The organism is Pleurocapsa sp. CCALA 161, from assembly GCF_003003995.1.
Taxonomy (GTDB): domain Bacteria; phylum Cyanobacteriota; class Cyanobacteriia; order Cyanobacteriales; family Xenococcaceae; genus Waterburya.
On sequence record NZ_PVWF01000092.1, the window covers coordinates 1 to 19,028 of the forward strand.

The 19,028-nt window shown below is 38.0% G+C and carries 14 protein-coding genes; 10 read left to right on the forward strand and 4 right to left on the reverse strand.

The window, feature by feature from the left end; translation table 11 throughout:
• Window positions 1-239: 239 nt before the first annotated feature.
• From C7B62_RS18500 to C7B62_RS18515, 4 genes are all read left to right on the forward strand, one after another.
• Window positions 240-1,562 (forward strand): dihydrolipoamide acetyltransferase family protein, encoded by a 1,323-nt coding sequence (locus tag C7B62_RS18500; protein WP_106240367.1) that lies wholly within the window; start codon window positions 240-242, stop codon window positions 1,560-1,562.
• A gap of 273 nt (window positions 1,563-1,835) precedes the next feature.
• Window positions 1,836-2,303 carry an MEKHLA domain-containing protein gene (locus C7B62_RS18505; protein WP_106240413.1) on the forward strand — a complete coding sequence of 156 codons (468 nt, stop codon included), beginning with the start codon at window positions 1,836-1,838 and terminating at the stop codon, window positions 2,301-2,303.
• Window positions 2,304-2,445: 142 nt separating this feature from the next.
• Window positions 2,446-2,982, forward strand: coding sequence for a tetratricopeptide repeat protein (locus tag C7B62_RS18510; RefSeq protein ID WP_106240370.1), 537 nt, complete (start codon window positions 2,446-2,448; stop codon window positions 2,980-2,982).
• A 150-nt stretch (window positions 2,983-3,132) separates the two neighbouring features.
• Window positions 3,133-3,291, forward strand: a complete 159-nt coding sequence (locus C7B62_RS18515) for a YqaE/Pmp3 family membrane protein (protein WP_106240374.1) — start codon at window positions 3,133-3,135, stop codon at window positions 3,289-3,291.
• Window positions 3,292-3,405: 114 nt separating this feature from the next.
• Here the strand turns inward: C7B62_RS18515 and C7B62_RS18520 are convergent, their stop codons facing one another.
• On the reverse strand, window positions 3,406-4,275 hold the full coding sequence (locus tag C7B62_RS18520; protein WP_106240378.1) for a Tab2/Atab2 family RNA-binding protein: 870 nt from the start codon (window positions 4,273-4,275) through the stop codon (window positions 3,406-3,408).
• Between the two features lie 131 nt (window positions 4,276-4,406).
• Between C7B62_RS18520 and C7B62_RS18525 the strand changes: the two genes are divergently transcribed.
• Both C7B62_RS18525 and C7B62_RS18530 read left to right on the forward strand, forming a co-directional pair.
• The gene (locus C7B62_RS18525; RefSeq protein WP_106240382.1) at window positions 4,407-5,015 is read left to right on the forward strand and encodes a glutathione binding-like protein; all 609 of its coding nucleotides are present in this window, start codon (window positions 4,407-4,409) and stop codon (window positions 5,013-5,015) included.
• A gap of 276 nt (window positions 5,016-5,291) precedes the next feature.
• Window positions 5,292-5,840, forward strand: coding sequence for a hypothetical protein (locus tag C7B62_RS18530; protein ID WP_106240386.1), 549 nt, complete (start codon window positions 5,292-5,294; stop codon window positions 5,838-5,840).
• Between the two features lie 342 nt (window positions 5,841-6,182).
• Here C7B62_RS18530 and treY read toward each other — a convergent pair whose 3' ends face one another.
• The 3 genes from treY to C7B62_RS18545 form a co-directional block, all read right to left on the reverse strand.
• The gene (gene treY / locus C7B62_RS18535; protein WP_106240389.1) at window positions 6,183-8,945 is read right to left on the reverse strand and encodes a malto-oligosyltrehalose synthase; all 2,763 of its coding nucleotides are present in this window, start codon (window positions 8,943-8,945) and stop codon (window positions 6,183-6,185) included.
• 113 nt (window positions 8,946-9,058) lie between these two features.
• On the reverse strand, window positions 9,059-10,882 hold the full coding sequence (treZ, locus tag C7B62_RS18540; RefSeq protein ID WP_106240393.1) for a malto-oligosyltrehalose trehalohydrolase: 1,824 nt from the start codon (window positions 10,880-10,882) through the stop codon (window positions 9,059-9,061).
• Between the two features lie 242 nt (window positions 10,883-11,124).
• Complete coding sequence (locus tag C7B62_RS18545; RefSeq protein WP_106240397.1) at window positions 11,125-13,671, reverse strand: EAL domain-containing protein; 2,547 nt, start codon at window positions 13,669-13,671, stop codon at window positions 11,125-11,127.
• Window positions 13,672-14,102: 431 nt separating this feature from the next.
• On the opposite strand from C7B62_RS18545, the gene C7B62_RS18550 reads away from it, so the two are divergent.
• The 4 genes from C7B62_RS18550 to C7B62_RS18565 form a co-directional block, all read left to right on the forward strand.
• Window positions 14,103-15,632 (forward strand): YifB family Mg chelatase-like AAA ATPase, encoded by a 1,530-nt coding sequence (locus C7B62_RS18550; RefSeq protein ID WP_106240402.1) that lies wholly within the window; start codon window positions 14,103-14,105, stop codon window positions 15,630-15,632.
• Window positions 15,633-15,727: 95 nt separating this feature from the next.
• Window positions 15,728-16,810, forward strand: coding sequence for an alanine dehydrogenase (gene ald / locus C7B62_RS18555; RefSeq protein WP_106240406.1), 1,083 nt, complete (start codon window positions 15,728-15,730; stop codon window positions 16,808-16,810).
• 71 nt (window positions 16,811-16,881) lie between these two features.
• The gene (gene lipA / locus C7B62_RS18560) at window positions 16,882-17,775 is read left to right on the forward strand and encodes a lipoyl synthase (protein ID WP_106240409.1); all 894 of its coding nucleotides are present in this window, start codon (window positions 16,882-16,884) and stop codon (window positions 17,773-17,775) included.
• Between the two features lie 442 nt (window positions 17,776-18,217).
• On the forward strand, window positions 18,218-19,028 hold an 811-nt coding region (locus tag C7B62_RS18565; protein ID WP_146132138.1), incomplete at its 3' end, for a sigma-70 family RNA polymerase sigma factor.

Sequence of the window (19,028 nt, forward strand, 5' to 3'; positions counted from 1 at the left end):
AGCAATGAGCAATGAGCAATGAGCAATGAGCAATGAGCAATGAGCAATGAGCAATGAGCAATGAGCAATGAGCAATGTTATTATCAGGTATTGTAATCAGCCTCAGTTTTCGACTACAAGACTACAAACTCTGCACCATGGATTAAAGATATAATATCTTTCGGTTTGCTTTCAAGCTGATCGCTTGTGGCTTCCTTCAAATCAATCGGTAATTAACTTTAAGCAGAAGATTGCACATTATGATTCACGATATATTTATGCCCGCTCTCAGTTCCACTATGGAAACAGGTAAGATTGTTGAGTGGTCTAAATCTCCTGGGGATAAAGTAGAGAAAGGGGAAACTGTCCTAGTGGTAGAGTCGGATAAAGCCGACATGGACGTTGAAACCTTTTATGATGGCTATCTGGCAGTAATCATGGTGGAAGCAGGGGAAGAAGCTCCTGTAGGTAGTGCGATCGCTTTAATAGCCGAAACTGAAGCCGAAATTGCCGAAGCGAAGAAACAAGCAGCATCTCATGCAGGTGGTGGTAGTAAGCCTCAAGAAGCTGCTCCTGTGGCTGTAACAGCACCGATAGAAGTTAATACCGCTACGGTAGCTAGTAATGGCAGCAGTAATAGTAGTTCAGGTAGAACAGTTGCCTCGCCAAGAGCTAAAAAAATAGCCAAACAGTTAGGGGTAGACTTAAAATCTCTTCAGGGAAGTGGTCCTTATGGACGTATTACGGCGGGTGATGTGGAACAAGCTGCTGGTAAGCCTGTTTCGACTCCTATGGCAACCCCCATTGGTGTTGCCCCCCAAGCTACTGCTAATGCTACCCCGGCGGTAGTAGCTGCTCGTGTAACTCCTGCTGCTGCTCCTCCTGTAAATATTACTCTAAATATTACTCCTGGTGAAACTGTACCCCTCAATACCCTACAAAAAGCAGTGGTACAGAACATGATGACCAGTTTGCAAGTGCCGACTTTCCATGTCACCTACACGATTAATACCGATGCTTTGGATCGATTATACAAGCAAATTAAGTCTAAGGGCGTTACCATGACAGCTTTACTAGCAAAAGCGATCGCTGTCACTCTCAAAAATCACCCCGTAGTTAATGCCAGCTATGCCCAAGATGCCATTAAATATAATGCCCAAATTAACGTGGCTGTAGCAGTAGCTATGCCTGATGGTGGGTTAATTACCCCTGTATTGCGCAATGCCGATCAGATGGATATTTATTCTCTATCCCGCACTTGGCAAGATTTAGTTGCTCGTTCTCGCTCTAAGCAACTACAGCCTGAAGAATATAGCATTGGTACATTTACCCTTTCTAACTTGGGTATGTTTGGGGTAGATAACTTCGATGCCATCTTGCCTCAAGGACAGGGTTCAATTCTAGCCGTTGGTGGTTCAAAACCTCAGTTGGTAGCCGATGATTCAGGAATGATGGGAGTTAAACGCCAAATGAAGGTGAATATTACCTCAGATCACCGCATTATTTATGGCGCGCAAGCAGCAGCTTTCTTAAAAGATTTGGCTACCTTGATTGAAACTAACCCTCAATCTTTGACCCTCTAAGAAATAATTTTAATAATTAAGCCTGAGTTCGGGATTAGCTCAAATCCTTATTTTGAAGGTATTTAAAAATACTATTTTCCGTTCTTCTTTCATAGTAGAGTTGCATCCAAACTATCTCAAAAGCTATTAGCTATTAGCTATTAGCTTACAGCTATCTCCACCAATTAATCTGCTTAACCCGAACTCAGGTTAGCTAGATAAACCGCGTCCATTTTGAAACTCAGAGATTTTTTACTCAAGGATGTATTGGAACGCAAGCTAATTCACCAACCTATGACTACACCTGTTTGGCAACAACCAGAAATTATTCGTTGGATTCAAATTGTGTCGGATAGCTATCGTCAGCTATTGGGCAAAGATTTAATTGATTCAGCAAATACGCCAGAACAGTTATCGAAAGCTCTATTTTATGTCCCGTTTGTCCTAGTTTCTCATGGTACTCAAGCAGATCCTATTTTCAACTACGGTAATCAAACTGCTTTGCAATTATGGTCTTTGAGTTGGGACGAGTTTATTAAAACCCCTTCTGCTGCAAGTGCCGAACCAGTAGCTAGAGCAGAAAGGGCGCTAATGCTTAAGCAGGCAAAAGAACAGGGATATATTGAGAATTATGAGGGGGTGAGAATCTCTAGTCAAGGCAAAAGATTTTTAATTAAACAAGTAACTCTGTGGAATTTAACTGATGAATCTGGGCAAAAATGCGGGCAAGCTGCAACTTATCCTAGTTGGGAATGGCTTTGATCGGCTGTAGTATTAATCATCAATACGATTAACAACGCTCAACATTTTGTTAACTATTAAGGATTTCGTCTTGGTAGATGTGTGAAAATTACAGGTAATCAGAAATCGAATTTTAAAAAAGTATCACAAAGCGCGATCGCCCATGAATGAGAATCTACCTATAGCCTATATTTCTGCCTTACTAGCAATTTTAGTTTTTGCGGCAATTTATATTTTACGAGAAGTTATTAAAACCCGTAAGCAAGAAAGTACTTTTTCTCGTCTGCAAGACAAGCTGAAACAAGAAAAAGGTACTGCTGAAGAATATTATGAACTGGGAAGTCTATATTTAGACAAAAAATTGTTTGTTCAGTCGATTACACTCCTACAAAAAGCGCTTAAAGTAGATAAACAATTGCCAGCCGAAAATCAGGCTTTAATTCATAATGCTATGGGCTATGCTTATTTTGCTCAAGAACAATACGATATTGCCATTAGACAGTACAAAGAAGCTTTAAAGCTTTATCCTGAATATGTAATTGCGTTCAACAATTTGGGTAACGTCTACGAGAAAAAACAGATGATTACTAAAGCCGTGGAAACTTATAAAGAAGCCTTGAAATACGAGCCTGAAAATAAAACTGCTAATCTTCGGGTTAAGTCTTTGGAGAAACGCTTAATTCCTTCTCAATCAAAATAGAGTTTGTCTGGCATTATTGAGGAGTTAGCCAAGTATGATAAGCAAAGAAACCATAAGATAGGAATTACTATATCTTATGATTGATTGTCGCTGCTGTTTGAAATAAAAATATTAAAATAAAAATATAGTTACACTAAGGTAAAATGCCCTATGGATATAATTCGCATTATTTTTTCGATCTTAATACCACCATTAGGAGTTTTTCTTCAAGTGGGATTTGGTACAGACTTTTGGATCAATGTTTTACTAACCTTGCTGGGGTATTTTCCTGGTTTAATTCATGCTATCTATATTATTGCTAAAAAGTAAAACAATAAAACGTGAAGTAACAGTAGGCGATCGCTCTATGTATTTAGTCTGTATTTAGGTTTTCGCCTAAATGTTAAGAGTAATTAATAGTTTAGCTATTAAAAGTTGTTCTTTTTATTCTTTCAGCAACCAAAAACCAGCAAAAGATTCAACATTTGGGGATGATTGTACTGCTAAAAAGTGAACTCCATTGGCTTTTTGCTTGGCATTCTCAAAATCTTCTGCTTGCTTAACAATTTCTTGATTAGTTAAGTTAATTAACGTCCAGCTATCGCTTAAGCCAGTTTCCAAACGCAGTTGCGGACGAACAGATTTTTCAAGCTGAAGATAACCCATCTCCAACCCTGACATCCAGGCTGCTAAGGGAGTAGCGCGGGGAGAATAAATAATTAAGCCAGGAATCGCCATCTCAGCTTGAATATCTAACAGCGAGAGGGCAAAAGATTCTTGAAAAGCAATCTCCCAATCTTGCATATCATCAAAATCAGCAGCAGACAGACTAACAAAAGTCCATTTATCCCCGCGATCGCCTTTTACCGCATCTGGCAACGGAATGGCGTTTAAGGGAGGATACTGTACCGAAGCAGCGTTAGCCGTCTTGAGATCGAATCCTTCTGCTTGAGGATAAACATCAATCATTCTTTGGGCAAGCCACTGGTTTAAAGCATAGGTGCGACGACTGGGGACAGGGTTAACTCCTGCATCGTCACAGGCTTTGACAATCATGTTGTTCATCTGACGACGGAAAAAGAGAATTTTTTTGGGTGTGGTGCCAGATTTGGCGATCGCTTTTTCAATTGCTTCTCGTAGCCATAATGAATTTACGCTGGTACTCGGACAATATTCAGCGTATTTAAAGAGCGTAGCAGGCGATCGCTCTATACTGTTAGAACTTTCACAGATTAAAACTTCCCAAAGCTTTTTTCCTTGTTCATCTAATATAGGACGTGAATAAAAATCTAATTCCCAAACTGTATTACTCATATCCACCAACAAACCCTTGAAAATCGCATAATTAAACTTAGTTATTAGTTTACCTAGCTACGGGTCATCTTTTGGATGTGTCGCAATAATGGTAGGTAAATAAAATAGTTATTAGCAATGTAGGAATCAACATGATCGATTTATATACTTTTACTACCCCCAACGGTCGCAAAGCTTCTATCATGCTGGAAGAGGTTGGCTTAGATTACACGGTTCACAGTATAGATATTTCTAGGGGAGAACAGTTTACCCCTGAGTTTGTAGCTATTAATCCTAATAGTAAAATTCCCGCCATTGTCGATCGCGATGCCGAGTTGACGATCTTTGAATCGGGAGCAATTTTAATTTACTTAGCAGATAAGACAGGAAAATTGCTGTCTAGTGAAGTAAAACAGCGCTTTCAAACGATTGAGTGGTTAATGTTCCAAATGGGTAGCATTGGACCAATGTTTGGGCAGTATAACCATTTTAATAAGTATGCTCCTACCAAAATTCCTTATGCCATCGAGCGCTATCATAAAGAAACTTTAAGACTTTATGATGTTTTAAATAATCAATTAGCTAAAACAAAATATATCAGCGGTGATGATTATTCAATCGCCGACATCGCAATTTATCCCTGGGTAGCTGCTTTTGAGTTTATGGACTTAAGCTTAGATAATCATCCACAGTTGAAACATTGGCATGAAACCCTCAAACAACGTCCAGCCGTAGATAGAGGTATGCAAGTACCAGGGTAACTATAATCATACTAAATCCGTTCCAGATAGGTTGGTTAAAAAATTGAGTAACGAGTAATAAGTAATAAGTATTAGTTATTCTCATCTCATCACTAAATTTTTACGCAGAAATTAAACATTACCTTTGTCAAGCGGATTTAGTATCAATTCACAGTTGGCGATCGCTCATATTTCTGTTAACTGCAATTAATCTTCAGAAAATTTGTAACTGTTTAGATCGAGATACCTGTGGCAAGATAAAATTGAACTTTTTTGATTTAACCATAAATTACGACCATGACTGAGCCTTTTCACTTTCCCGACGGTAGAGTAGCTAATAATGCCCAAGACTTGTTAGAATTATGCGAGCAATACCCTGATGATGCTACTGGCTTTCTAGTTAGACAAGATCTAGAAAAATGGCTTGCTTATATTGGCGATTATGATGTTGCTGAATGTGCTGCCAATGCTCGTCAAATTGATGTTAGCGATCGCCAAAAATTAGAAGATTTTTTAAACAAGTGTCATTCTTTAACCGAACCCCAACCTGTTCCTTCTGCTGAGACTGAAACTAATCTCAAGGACAATCTCACCGCACCAGAATCAGCTTCAACTATGGCTGAACCTCCCCAAGAAATAGCTGAGGCCACTGTTGCTCAATCCGAAGCACTAGAAGCAGCAGAAACGGCCTTAGCCGAGGCAATACCACCCCAGAAGCCAACACCTGAGAAGTCAGCAACCAAGACTTCTGTAGATTCAAATGCTACTAATGGCGAGAGAAAACCTAGCTTCTTCCAGGTAGTTGCTAAATTTATTGTCAATATTCTTTATCGCAATAAAGCCTAGAATCAATGGTGAGCAAGTTATTAGTATTTAAGTACATTTAAGATTTGCTCACCTACAGCGTTTTTCACGTTAGTAGACCACAGTTATTAGAATGATTAGAAAAGGCTTAAAGCTTATGGCTTATAGCTGCGAGTTAATTAATTAAGAGCGTAGTCTATTCAATTGGAAACGGCTGTATCTGTAGGGATTTATATAGCGTTTAAACTTCTCGAGTTGTTGAAATTGTTATTCATTTGCTTATCCCTATTTATTTTTATTGTATCTTGGTCTTGAATTGTGTTTGATCGGTTATTTGTTATTTCTACTTAGGGCAAATCCGTGCTTCCCAATTAGTCAAATCTATTATCCAATTAACAAAGCCACAGGAAAGTTCTGGAAAATTTCGCCGACTGCCAAATTTTCTCCTACTATCGTTTGACAATCTATTAGATTATGCCAATTTTTATTGGTTAACTTAAGGCTAGTATTTTCCCACACTTCTACACCAAGGGGGAGTTGTCCTGGTTTAATAATTGCTGTTAAAAAGCGAGGCGCGATCGCCACAAGAATTTTATCTTCATGATTTCTGGCAAAAGCAATTATATGATTGCGATATTTTCCAGTAACTTCTATTGGTTGATAGTTACCGTTTAAGAATATTTCTGAATATTCTTTTCGAGCTTTTAGTAATTGATGAGTCAGAAAAAGTTTGATTTTGCCGTTTTCTTTAGTAGCAATTAGTTCTTTAATTAATTGTAGAATATCTTGCTTAATTTTTGCTTTAATGTCTTCTAAAAAATTTATTCGCTGTTGATAATCTATAGGGCGGCGATTATCGGGATCGACTAAACTTAATTCCCATAATTCTGCGCCTTGATATAAATCTGGAACGCCAGGAGCAGTATTTTTGATTAATACTTGAGCTAGAGAATTGTAAATTCCGTATTCAGCTATTTGTTTTTGAAAAGGTCGAAATTGTTGCCAAAAATCTGATTCTTTTGTTGATAAAATGCGCTCAATAAAGCTAAAAAACGCTTGTTCATATTCTTCATCGGGACGTAACCAAGCAGTATGAACTTTAGCTTCTCGCACTGCTTTTAAAATATAATCTTTTATTCTAGTAGGTAGATTAGCTAAGTCACTTTCGGCAAAAGGAAAAACACCCAACAGAGTCTGATAAAAGAAATATTCATCATTTGCATCGGGCATACTTTCTTGTTTGTGAACTTGATTAAGTTTACGCCATTCATTAACTTGCCGTGACCACTCTTGAGGAATTTCCGAAAGCACATTTAATCTAGCGCGTATATCTTCACCCCGTTTAGTATCGTGAGTAGCAGTTGTATTCATTCCCTGCTGCCAATTGTTAACTTTATTTTGATTGAATTGATGAAATAAACTTAACTCGATGCCGAAATGACTGGGATTTCCTCCCACTTCATTTAATGATAGTAATCGGTTATAAACATATAAAAGCGTATCTTCAACTCCCTTTGCCATTAAAGGTCCTGTTAATTGTTGCGATCGCATGACAAAATGCAGCCATTCTTCTCGTTGAGTTTTGCTGCGAAAATCTTCGTATTCTAAAAGTAATACTTTTTGGATAAAGTTAAATTCGTTAATTAACAAAGGAGCTTTTTTCTTGGCAGCTTTAATTGTTTCTTGGACATATTTTTGATCTACTTCAGTAACTCCATTAGCATCAATGTATGTTCGGTAAACAGGGAAAAGTACTAATACTTGGAATAAAGCTTGTCTTAAACCATAAATAGTAAAGTCACTTCCTGCTCTTGTATGGGAGGAAATTCTTTTAAGAATTTGAGTTAGATTTTCTAGATCTCCTGCTAAATTTTTTGATAAAATTAAGCCTTTTTTTTCGCAAACTAAATCTTTATAAGTGGTTTTTAAACCAGTAAAATGAGTATAAATATTATCAAACTCCTGTTCGCTTTCTGGATTACAAAACAAGCCATTGACATAATTTAGGAATTCATATCCACTTGTACCTTGTATTTGCCAACTTGCAGGTAAATCTTCGCTTAATTCGAGAATTTTTTCCACTGTAATATACGTATCTCCTAACTTTTCTCTCAATCTAGTTAGATATTCAGCAGGATTATATAGGCCATCTATATGATCGATACGTACTCCCGTAAATTGATTTTCCCTAACTAACCGACTAATTAACTCGTGAGTTTGATTGAATACTTTTAATTCTTCTACTTTTACAGAAATCAACTCATTAACTGTAAAGAATCGACGGTAATTAATTTCCTCTGCACCAACTTTCCAAAAAGACAAACGATAAAATTGCTCGGCTAGCAGCTTGTCTAATAGATTAAAACTTTCAGCATTACCAACTTCACCATTAAATTCTTTGAGGTTGTTCTGGATAAATTTTTCTACGCTAGGATTTTGGATATAGGTTTCCCAAAGCAGACTTTTAATAAATTTTAATTGATCGTACCGTTCTCTTTCCTTAGTTTCTTCAGAAATATTTCTTAATAAATATAAAATTCCTAAAAATTTAATAAAATCTTGGTGTTGGCGACCTATTTCTCGTGTTAAAGTACCTAAATTATGAGTGATAAAAGTTATATAAGACTCGATTCTAATTGGTAGTTCTAAGCCAAAATAATTAACTACTAAGCCTTGTTCTTGATAGTCAAGTTTTATTTCACCTCTTTCTAAACAATTACCGTAAAAATCTCCTAACAAAGGAGCAAGTATTCGCTCGTCCATTTCTTCATAAGTTTGATTCCAATGAACATCAAAGAAATCAAAAAATTCTGAATCTTTACCATGTTCTAGAACATCCATTAACCACAAATTTTGGCTATCATAAGCCATATGATTTGGTACAATATCTTGCAGCCAGCCCATTTTATGAGCCTGAACCTGAGCAATTAAATCACTAAAGTCCGACTCGGTTCCTAGTTCTGGATTAAAGATAGTTGGGTCTACTACATCATAACCATGAGTACTTCCCTGACAAGCTTTAAAAATAGGTGAAGCATAAATATCCCCAATACCTAAATTGGCTAAATAAGCAATAATTTCTTGAGCATGTTTAAAATTAAAATCGGCATGAAATTGAATTCTATAGGTAGCTGTGGGAATATGCATAATTAAAGGTTAAAGTCAGAGGTCAAAATCGGAATAAGTAAACACCCTACCCTTATAAGAACAAGAATTAGAGGTCAGGACAGGAGATTAAAACAATTGAAAATTACTAAAATTTATTGCTGATAAACTACAAAACTATGTGGCTTAATTGATAATTGTTGTTCTTTTGTTTCAATCTTTTCAGGTAAGTTTGAACCACTTCCCATCCATTTAGTTTCACTAGAGTCTAATATTTTCTGCCATTTTCCTCTTAGAACAACATTTTTTAACTCAACATTTTGATCGTTAAAATTAAATATACTAAATATTTGACTATCATTTTGCCAGCGATGTAATGTAATAAGGCGATCGCTTTCTTCAGCAGTAACCTGTAAATTCTGCTTATCGAGTTTTTTTAAAGCAGGAATAGTTTTTCGTAGGTTAATTAATTGTTGATAAAATTGCCATAAAACTTGATGTTTCTCTTCGTTTTTTTGCTGCCAATTAATTTTTGACAAATTAAAAGCTTGAGTACTTTGAGGATCGATATATTCTCCCTCCAGATGAAAATCGGTAAATTCTTGTTTTCTACCTTCACGTACTGCTGCAACTAAATCTGGATCTTCATGACTAACAAAATAAAGAAAAGGAGATTCTTCTCCATATTCCTGTCCCATAAATAACAAAGGAATATAAGGAGACAACAATAAAGCACCCGCAGCTAATTTTACCGCTTCAAAATCAATCAAGTCAGATAAACGTTCGCCTAACATTCGATTGCCAATTTGATCGTGATTTTGAATGCAAACTACAAATTGCCAAGCAGGGCGATCGCCTATAACATTACCATGATATCTTTTACGAAACTGGGAATATTGCCAATCATAAACAAAAGTATTTTGATAAGCTTTAGCTAGTTGTTGGCAAGTGCCAAAATCTACATAATATCCCCCCGACTCTTTAGTCAAGACTGTACGCAGGGAATGGTGAAAATCATCACTCCATTGAGCATCCAGTCCATATCCGCCTAGTTCTCGTGGACGAATTATGCGCACATCATTACGGTCACTTTCGGCAATTAAATAAAATTTTTTACCTACTTGGTGAGAAAATTCCTCTACCTTTTCCGCCATCTCTTGCAGGATATGCTTTGCCCCCGCATCGTAAATAGCCTGAATTGCATCTAGACGCAGTCCGTCAATGTGATAAATTTCCAGCCAATACAGAACATTTTCACTAAAATAATTTCGTACCCCATCACTATAGGCATTATCAAAATTAATTGCATCTCCCCAGGGAGTTTGATAAGTATGCGTGAAATAGGGAGCGTAATGAGCCATATAATTACCTTCTGGCCCAAAATGATTGTAGACTACATCTAAAATTACTGCTATTCCCTGCTGGTGTGCCTCATCGACTAATTGCTTTAAATCTTCTGGTCTACCGTAAGAATTCTGTACCGCATAAGAATATACCCCATCATAACCCCAATTGCGATCGCCAGGAAATTGAGCTATAGGCATTAGTTCAATAGTGTTGACTCCCAACTCTACTAAGTCTGACAAACGAGGAATAATTGCCTTAAAAGTCCCTTCAGGAGTAAAAGTGCCAACGTGCAGTTCATAAATAATCATCTCTTCTAAAGGAATACCAGTCCATTGAGAATCCTGCCAACTAGTATTATTGTGGTCGATAACTGCTGATGCTTCGTGAACCCCTTGTGGTTGAAAATGTGAAGCGGGATCTGGTCTATCCACTGAGTCTTCAAGTTGATAATAGTAAAGCGTACCAGGGTCAATATTTTCGGCTTTAAGATACCAGTAACCCTGTTCCTGCTTGGTCATTGTTAGCAACTTTTCTTCAGGGGAAACAAGATGTACGGCTACTTTTTCTTTTAAAGGCGACCAAAGAGTAAACTCGCAAACATTATTACCCAGATATTGAGAACCAACTTTCATATTTATCTAGTTGCTGTCTAATGATGTGATCATATGGGAATCTTGGTTATTTGTATCCCTGTCTGATTTTTACCATTATTAATTTGCGATCCCTTCTATCTAAAGAAAGGTTTGTAATCAAGACTTTTCCTAGACGATTTAATTAAATTGTTAAACGAAAAGTATTGGGTTTGTAGTTTGTGTTGATTTTTGTGTTGATTGTAGATAGTTAAAATGTACTGAATTTATCTCAAGCTAATTCTTTATTCGCACTCAAATTTTGCTGCTTCTGTTTCTACTACGGCAGAGGATTGAGGTTGAACCATGACTTCTGCTAAATCATCAAGCTGTAATAGTTTTCCAGCTTCGTTAGCAGCCAAAGGACGACCGAACCAATACCCTTGCATATAATGGCAGTTTAAACTGCGCAACAATTCTACCTGTTCTTGAGTTTCTACTCCTTCCGCAACTACCCTGAGATCGAAACCCTTTCCTATTTGGATAAGTGCGTTGACCAGTGCCAAATCTTGAGGACTATTGGTAAGCTGCTGAACTAAAGCGCGGTCTATTTTCAGACTGTCGAGGGGAATTTGCTTGAGATAGTCTAGAGCTAAAAAGCCACTGGTGAATCCATCTACAGCAATTTTGACTCCTAAAGACTTTAATTGATTAATTAGATGTCGACTGTGGTCGATATTATCCATCAAGGTTGCAGTACTAACTTCTAGCTCTAACAAACTAGCATCAAGATCTGTTTCTGATAGTATTTCAGCAATTGTTTGTGCAAGATCTGACTGTTGAAATTGAACTAAAGAAAGACTAACAATCATTTTTGCCACAGGCATTGCTTGGGTTTGCCATTGCTTATTTTGTAGACAAGCAGTACGAATTGTCCATTCGCCAATTGGCACAATGAGCTTAGTTTTTTCAGCTATTCTCATAAAGTTGCCTGGTGCGACTAAACCTAATTCGGGATGTTTCCACCGCAGCAAAGCTTCGATAGCTTCCATTTTGCCACTATTAATGTTGATTTGTGGTTGATAGTAAAGCTCAAATTCTTCTTGTTCTAAAGCCTGCTCCAATAAGCTTTCTAACTCTAATGCAACTAGTGCTTGTGAGTTCATCGCATCATCATAAAACTGGTAATCAATTTTATTGTTGCTAGCTCGTTCAAGAGCAGTATGAGCATTAGCTATTAAAATTTCAGGCTCGGCTCCGTCTTGAGGATAGACGGCAATCCCTGTAACACTGGTGATCGAGGCTTTAGTTTTACCAAGAGTAAAAGACTGATGAGTTGATTGATTGACTCGTTGCGTAATTTTAGTTACCTCTTCAATATCACTGACTTGTGGTAACAACAAAGCGAATTTATCTTCATGCCAACGAATTATCGTATCTCCTGAGCGCAAACAAGTGTCTAATCTTTTTTCTAAAGCTAATAATAATTTTTCGTAGTTTTTCTCACCAATACTCACATTTATGTCGGGAAGAAAATCTAGTTTACAAAATAATACAGCTAATAATTTTTGACTTCTTTTGGCATTAGCGATCGCTGTTAATAGCTGCTGATTAAATAACTCTCTTTTGAATAATTCAGTTGATGCTTGTTCAACAGTATTTAGAGCAGTTTTTGACTCTAAAGTACGAATAATTAGACAAATACTTGCTTCTGATTCAAATTTGACAATACTTATTTTTACTTGAGTAGGAATTAAATTACTGTTTTTATGCCGTAGGGAGTATTCTCCTTCAAAATTATTATTTTCGGCAATTATGTTTTTAATTACTAAAGCAAACTTTTCTGATTGTTCTACTAATTGATAGATATTCATCTGTAATAATTCAGCAGCAGAATATCCTAAGATTTTGCTAGTAGCGTGATTTGCTTCAATAATCTGTTTGGTAGCAGATTCAACTAGAATGATTCCTTCAGAAATTTGCTCACTGATACGACTATAAAAAGTTTTAACCTGCTGTAATTCTTGCTCGACAATCTTTTGCTGACTAATATTAGTCAGATAACTCCTAATTACTCTTTTCTCTGGTAGATAATAAGCTGTTTGCTGAAAAGTTTCTTGATTGATGGTAACTTCACGATTAATAATGTTGTCATGTCCCTGATGATATTGAGAAATCAAGTTGTCTAAGAGGGGATGATTTAATTTACGATGATAAATATCTTGAAAGTTAATTATTCCAGCAGAATTAATGTAGGTAATATTGCCATAAAGATCGCTTTCAATTATTGGTTGAGGACTTAATTCGGCTAATGTCAGCTGTAAAGAATTATCTATTGGCTTTTCAGTTTTTTGAGGTGTTTGTTGTTCTGAAGATACAACTGTTTCTTTATTGACCAAAGTATCTCGCACAATTACAGGAGCAGCTATAGGAGCAAGAGGTACTAAATTTTCATCTAATGGCGCATCATCTAGCAATGGCTCGGTGGAGATTTTATACCTTACTGAGGCATCAGCACTAAAATGAACTATATCTCCAGACTGTAATTCATGAACTAAAGCTTTCTTACCATTAATATAAATACCATTTCTACTTCTATTTCCTTGTAAATCCCCATCCAAAATCCAATAAGAACATTGATTAGTTTTCAGGTCTGTTCTTCTAAGTACAGTGGCATGATTGCGAGAAGTTTTCTGACAAGAAAGAACAATATCATTACTAGAATGACGACCAATAGAATAGGTGGCAGCATCAAGCTCAATTTCTCTAACAAAAGATGGATCTTCAATTACTAATATATGGTGTATTTGCTCTAAATCCATTTTTTGAATTTGATTATAATTGGTATTCATATTGTTCTGATTGACCTGGAAAATTAATCTTTATCAATATTTTGCTGGTTAGACAACTTGAATAGTTAATAGTTAGAATCTAAATAATAGAGATTTATGAACAATTTAAGAATAAAAAGAAGTTTAGATCGCAATAAAGCTCTAATATTGCTAATTTAACTGAGATTATGTTTAATTTTATTGTTCCCTAAAGTAGATCTAAAGTATCAGTACAATAAAATTATGGCTTGAATCAAAATACGTCAAGACCTAGGCGGGAATTGAAGTTATTGGCAATCTCTTTTAGTTTAAGCCCTACTCTTGGGTATAGGCTTAATTGACCTACCCTAATGAATAGATTAACTAAGAAAATTCAAAGATTAGTAAAATTGCGGTTAGACAATTCTTGATCAGCAACCTAGGCTGGAATAAATAAAATAAATTGTTAATTCATGTTAGCAAGGGTTTGGAGTGCAGCGATCGCTGGTATTGATGCCATCAAGGTGGGAGTAGAAGTTGATGTTTCGGGTGGTTTGCCTAAAATCATCGTTGTGGGTTTGCCCGATGTGGCAATTCAAGAATCGAGAGAAAGAGTAAAAGCAGCCTTGAAAAACGCCAACTTTGTCTTTCCCGTCAGGAAAATTGTGATCAATTTAACTCCTGCGGATCTACGCAAAGAAGGTCCTTGTTTTGATCTGCCGATCAGCGTTGGCATTCTCGCTGCCTCAGAACAGGTCGATCCCCAATTATTGGGCGATTATCTATTTTACGGCGAAGTTTCCCTGGATGGTACCCTGAGAGCTGTCTCAGGAGTTTTACCGATCGCTGCTGCGGCCTCAAAAATGGGTATTGCAGGACTTATTCTGCCCTTGGGGAATGCTCAAGAAGCAGCAGTAGTTAATGATATCAAGGTTTATGGATTTGCTAATATTGGACAGGTTGCCGACTTTCTCAATCAGCCAGATAAATATCAGCCTGTAATTGCCGAAAATCCTTTAACCAAAAAGCGATCGCTTACTCACATTCCCAATCTCAAAGACGTAAAAGGGCAAATTCAGGCTCGACGCGCCTTAGAAATTGCCGCAGCAGGGGGACACAATTTGATCCTGATTGGGCCACCAGGTAGCGGAAAAACGATGCTAGCTCAACGTCTTCCAGGAATTCTCCCCAATCTTTCTTTCGATGAAGCTTTAGAAGTTTCTCAAATCCACTCCGTTGCAGGACTATTAAAAGATCGTGGTGAACTAGTTACCGAAAGACCGTTTCGCAGTCCTCATCATTCCGCTTCAGGCCCCTCGCTGGTTGGAGGTGGTACTTATCCTCGTCCTGGTGAAATATCTTTGGCTCATAAAGGCATACTTTTTTTGGACGAACTCACTGAATTTAAGCGTAATGTTTTAGAATATCTGCGCCAGCCTCTAGAAGATGGACAGGTGACCATTTCTCGCACCCGTCAATCGGTAATTTTTCCCGCTCAATTTACCTTAGTTGCCAGCACTAATCCTTGTCCCTGTGGTTATTTTGGCGATCCCATTCAGCAATGTACCTGTTCCTCGCGCCAACGGGAAAATTACTGGGCGAAGCTATCTGGGCCTTTAATAGACAGGATCGATCTGCAAGTAGCAGCAAACCGTCTCAAACCAGAAGAAATGACCAGACAAACGACAGGAGAAGACTCAGCAATAGTCAGAAAAAGAGTTGTCACTGCCCGTAAGCTAGCCGAAATACGTTTTGCGAGTGAACCAGGAATAAGTTGTAATGCGGAAATGCGATCCCATCACCTAAAAGAGTTTTGTATTTTAGATGATGCTAGCCGTAATCTCTTAGAAGGAGCAATTAGGAAGCTGGGATTATCTGCAAGAGCAATGGATCGAGTGTTGAAAGTATCTCGCACGATTGCTGATTTAGCAGGCGATCGCGATTTGCAAAGTAATCATTTAGCCGAAGCAATTCAATACCGCACTATAGACCGAATGCAATAAAATAAACCCAGAATCAGGATAAATAGTAACCATAACCACAGTTGATTTTGCTTAACTAATAGAGTATTGAAGCATTACTTAGTTGACTAAACAAGATGGAAATAGGTGTTCCCAAAGAAATTAAAGACCAAGAATTTCGTGTAGGCTTAACCCCTAATAGTGTCCAAGCATTATCCAAAAATCATACAGTGTTTGTCGAGACCAATGCGGGCAAAGGTTCTGGCTTTAGCGATCGCCAATATCAGCAGGCAGGAGCAAAGATTATTGCTGACGCTGCCGAAGTTTGGTCTAAAGAAATGGTGGTCAAAGTTAAAGAACCTTTAAACAGTGAATATCACTATCTACAACCAGATCAACTGCTGTTTACCTATCTTCATCTAGCAGCAGACCGTTCTTTAACCGAAGCCTTAGTTAATTCTGGCACAACGGCGATCGCCTATGAAACTGTAGAGTTAGATAATGGGATGTTGCCCCTGCTAACTCCCATGAGCATTATTGCAGGACGTTTATCAGTACAGTTCGGCGCTAGATATTTGGAAAAGCAGCAGGGTGGTAGAGGAGTATTGCTGGGAGGAGTTCCTGGAGTAAGTCCTGGTCAAGTTGTCATTCTTGGTGGTGGTGTTGTGGGTACTGAAGCAGCTAAAATTGCCGTTGGGATGGGGGCAAAAGTCCAAATTATTGATATCAACGTCGAACGTCTCGGTTATTTAGAAAGTTTATTTGGTTCACGAGTAGAGTTACTGTACAGTACCACTGCTCAAATAGAACAGGCAGTTAAAGACGCAGATTTATTAATTGGTGCAGTGCTGGTAGTGGGTAAAAAAGCCCCTACTTTAGTCTCTCGTCGGTTGGTTGCTCAGATGCGCCCAGGTTCGGTAATTATTGATGTGGCAGTCGATCAGGGGGGCTGTATTGAAACCCTGCGTCCAACCTCTCATACTCAGCCAACTTATGAAGAAGAGGGGGTAGTTCATTTTGGTGTACCCAATATGCCTGGTGCTGTTCCCGGGACAGCTACTCAAGCTTTAAACAACAGTACCTTACCCTATGTATTGCAGCTAGCAAATCACGGTCTAGCAGCTTTAGCCCAAAATCAGGTTTTAGCCAAAGGATTAAATATTAAACAAGGGCAAATTATTTATCCCGCAGTACAGGAAGTTTTTGCCGATTTAGTTTAAACAAGATCAAGACATCCAGGAAAAAGATAAAATAAACAATTATCATCTTATAGCAACTGGAGCGATCGCGAGTGATAGCAAAACCAGACTGGTTAAGAGTCAAAGCACCTCAATTAGAAAGAGTTGGCACGGTTAAAGAAATTCTGCGCGACTTGTCCTTAAATACTGTCTGCGAAGAGGCATCATGCCCCAATATTGGAGAATGTTTTAGCGTTGGCACAGCGACTTTTCTGATTATGGGACCTGCCTGTACTCGCGCTTGTCCCTATTGTGATATCGATTTTGAGAAAAAACCCCAGGCTCTAGATCCTTTTGAGCCATTACAGTTAGCTGAGGCAGTGCGCCGTCTTAACCTTAATCATGTAGTTATTACCTCGGTCAATCGAGATGATTTATCTGATGGGGGTGCATCGCAGTTTGTGCGCTGCATTGAGTCAGTTAGAAAGGTATCACCCCAAACTACCATTGAATTGTTAATTCCCGATTTATGTGGCAACTGGGATGCTTTAGAGATGATCTTGGCGGCGCAACCTGATGTCTTAAATCACAACACCGAGACTATCCCCCGACTCTATCAACGAGTACGCCCTCAAGGAAATTATCAGCGATCGCTAGAACTATTACAACAGGCACGTAAAATTGCTCCTTGGGTATACACCAAATCTGGCATTATGGTGGGCTTAAGCGAAACCGATCAAGAAGTACGAGCGGTAATTCAAGACTTGCGAGATGTAGACTGCGATATTTTGACCATTGGACAATATCTTCAGCCCTCTCAAAAACATTTAAGTGTCAAAGATTTTATTATTCCAGAACAGTTCCAGGCCTGGCAAGAGTTTGGTGAATCAATTGGCTTTTTACAAGTAGTTTCAAGCCCCCTAACTCGTAGTTCCTATCATGCAGAACAGGTGAGAGCCTTGATCCAGCTTTATCCTCGTCAAAAGCCCAAGATTACGCCAGTATAATTACTGACAATAAACTCAATATTTTCTGACTTAGAACCGCAAATCAACCAGCGGTTTCATTTTTTCGGCTTGTTCTAGAAATTTACTTAAAACTGCGCTTCATTCTATATCTACAGAGCATTTCACGCTTTTATATCGCCAGTTTCATGAGGCAATTTTATTAAAAGTTATGTAAAGAAATGTAAATTCTAGCAATTACGGGAACTTTTAGCTAAACAGATCCTTCCACACACCATAAGCAATATTTAACAGCTTCCTTGATATTTAGGTGATCGATAAAACAGCTAATTAGCCGTAAGATCACGCAAAAAAGTTCCGAGCAACTGAAAACAGCCAAATAATACTTCAGTTTGTGTTCATTTTTAAAATGAATTGGGCAATCTATTTAAAGAGGAAGTCACGTCAACAACCTTCACTTGAGTCGTCATTACTAATGATCCCTATGCTTGCTAATTCTTCGTACATTGAAACCGACGAAAACAATACTTCTCCCGACATCGATCTAAATTTGGACGCTGATATCGATCTAGACAAAGATAGTCCTGATAAATTTAGCGAAGAACTTGTTGAACTAGATTTAGATAGTGCCGATCCTGATGTGATCGCTCGTCGAGGCAGTCGTACTACTACCGATTTAGTTAGACTATACCTTCAAGAAATTGGCAGAGTTCCCCTCTTAGAGCGAGATGAAGAAGTTTCTGAAGCTCAAAAAGTGCAGCGCCATATTAATATCATAGAAGAACGAGCTAAGGCTGCTGAGACAGGCAATGCTGTTTTACAAGAATTTATTCAGTTAGTAGATGTCCACGATCGCTTAGTAACTCAGCTTAGTCATCGTCCTTCAATTAAAAGATGGGCAATGACGGTAGGGATGGAAATTCCTGTCCTCAAAGAAAAATTAGCGGTAGGGAAACAAGCTTGGGCCGAAGTAATCAACTGTGATGTCAAGGAATTAGATAAAATTCAAAAGAATGGTATTCATGCTAAGGAACACATGATTAAGGCGAATCTACGCCTAGTTGTTTCTGTGGCTAAAAAGTATCAAAATCGTGGTTTAGAATTGCTCGACCTAATTCAAGAAGGAACTCTTGGTTTAGAAAGGGCAGTGGAAAAGTTTGATCCCACTAAAGGTTATCGTTTTAGTACCTATGCCTACTGGTGGATTCGTCAGGGTATCACCAGAGCGATCGCCACGCAAAGCCGAACTATTCGCCTGCCTGTCCACATCACGGAAAAGCTCAACAAGATTAAAA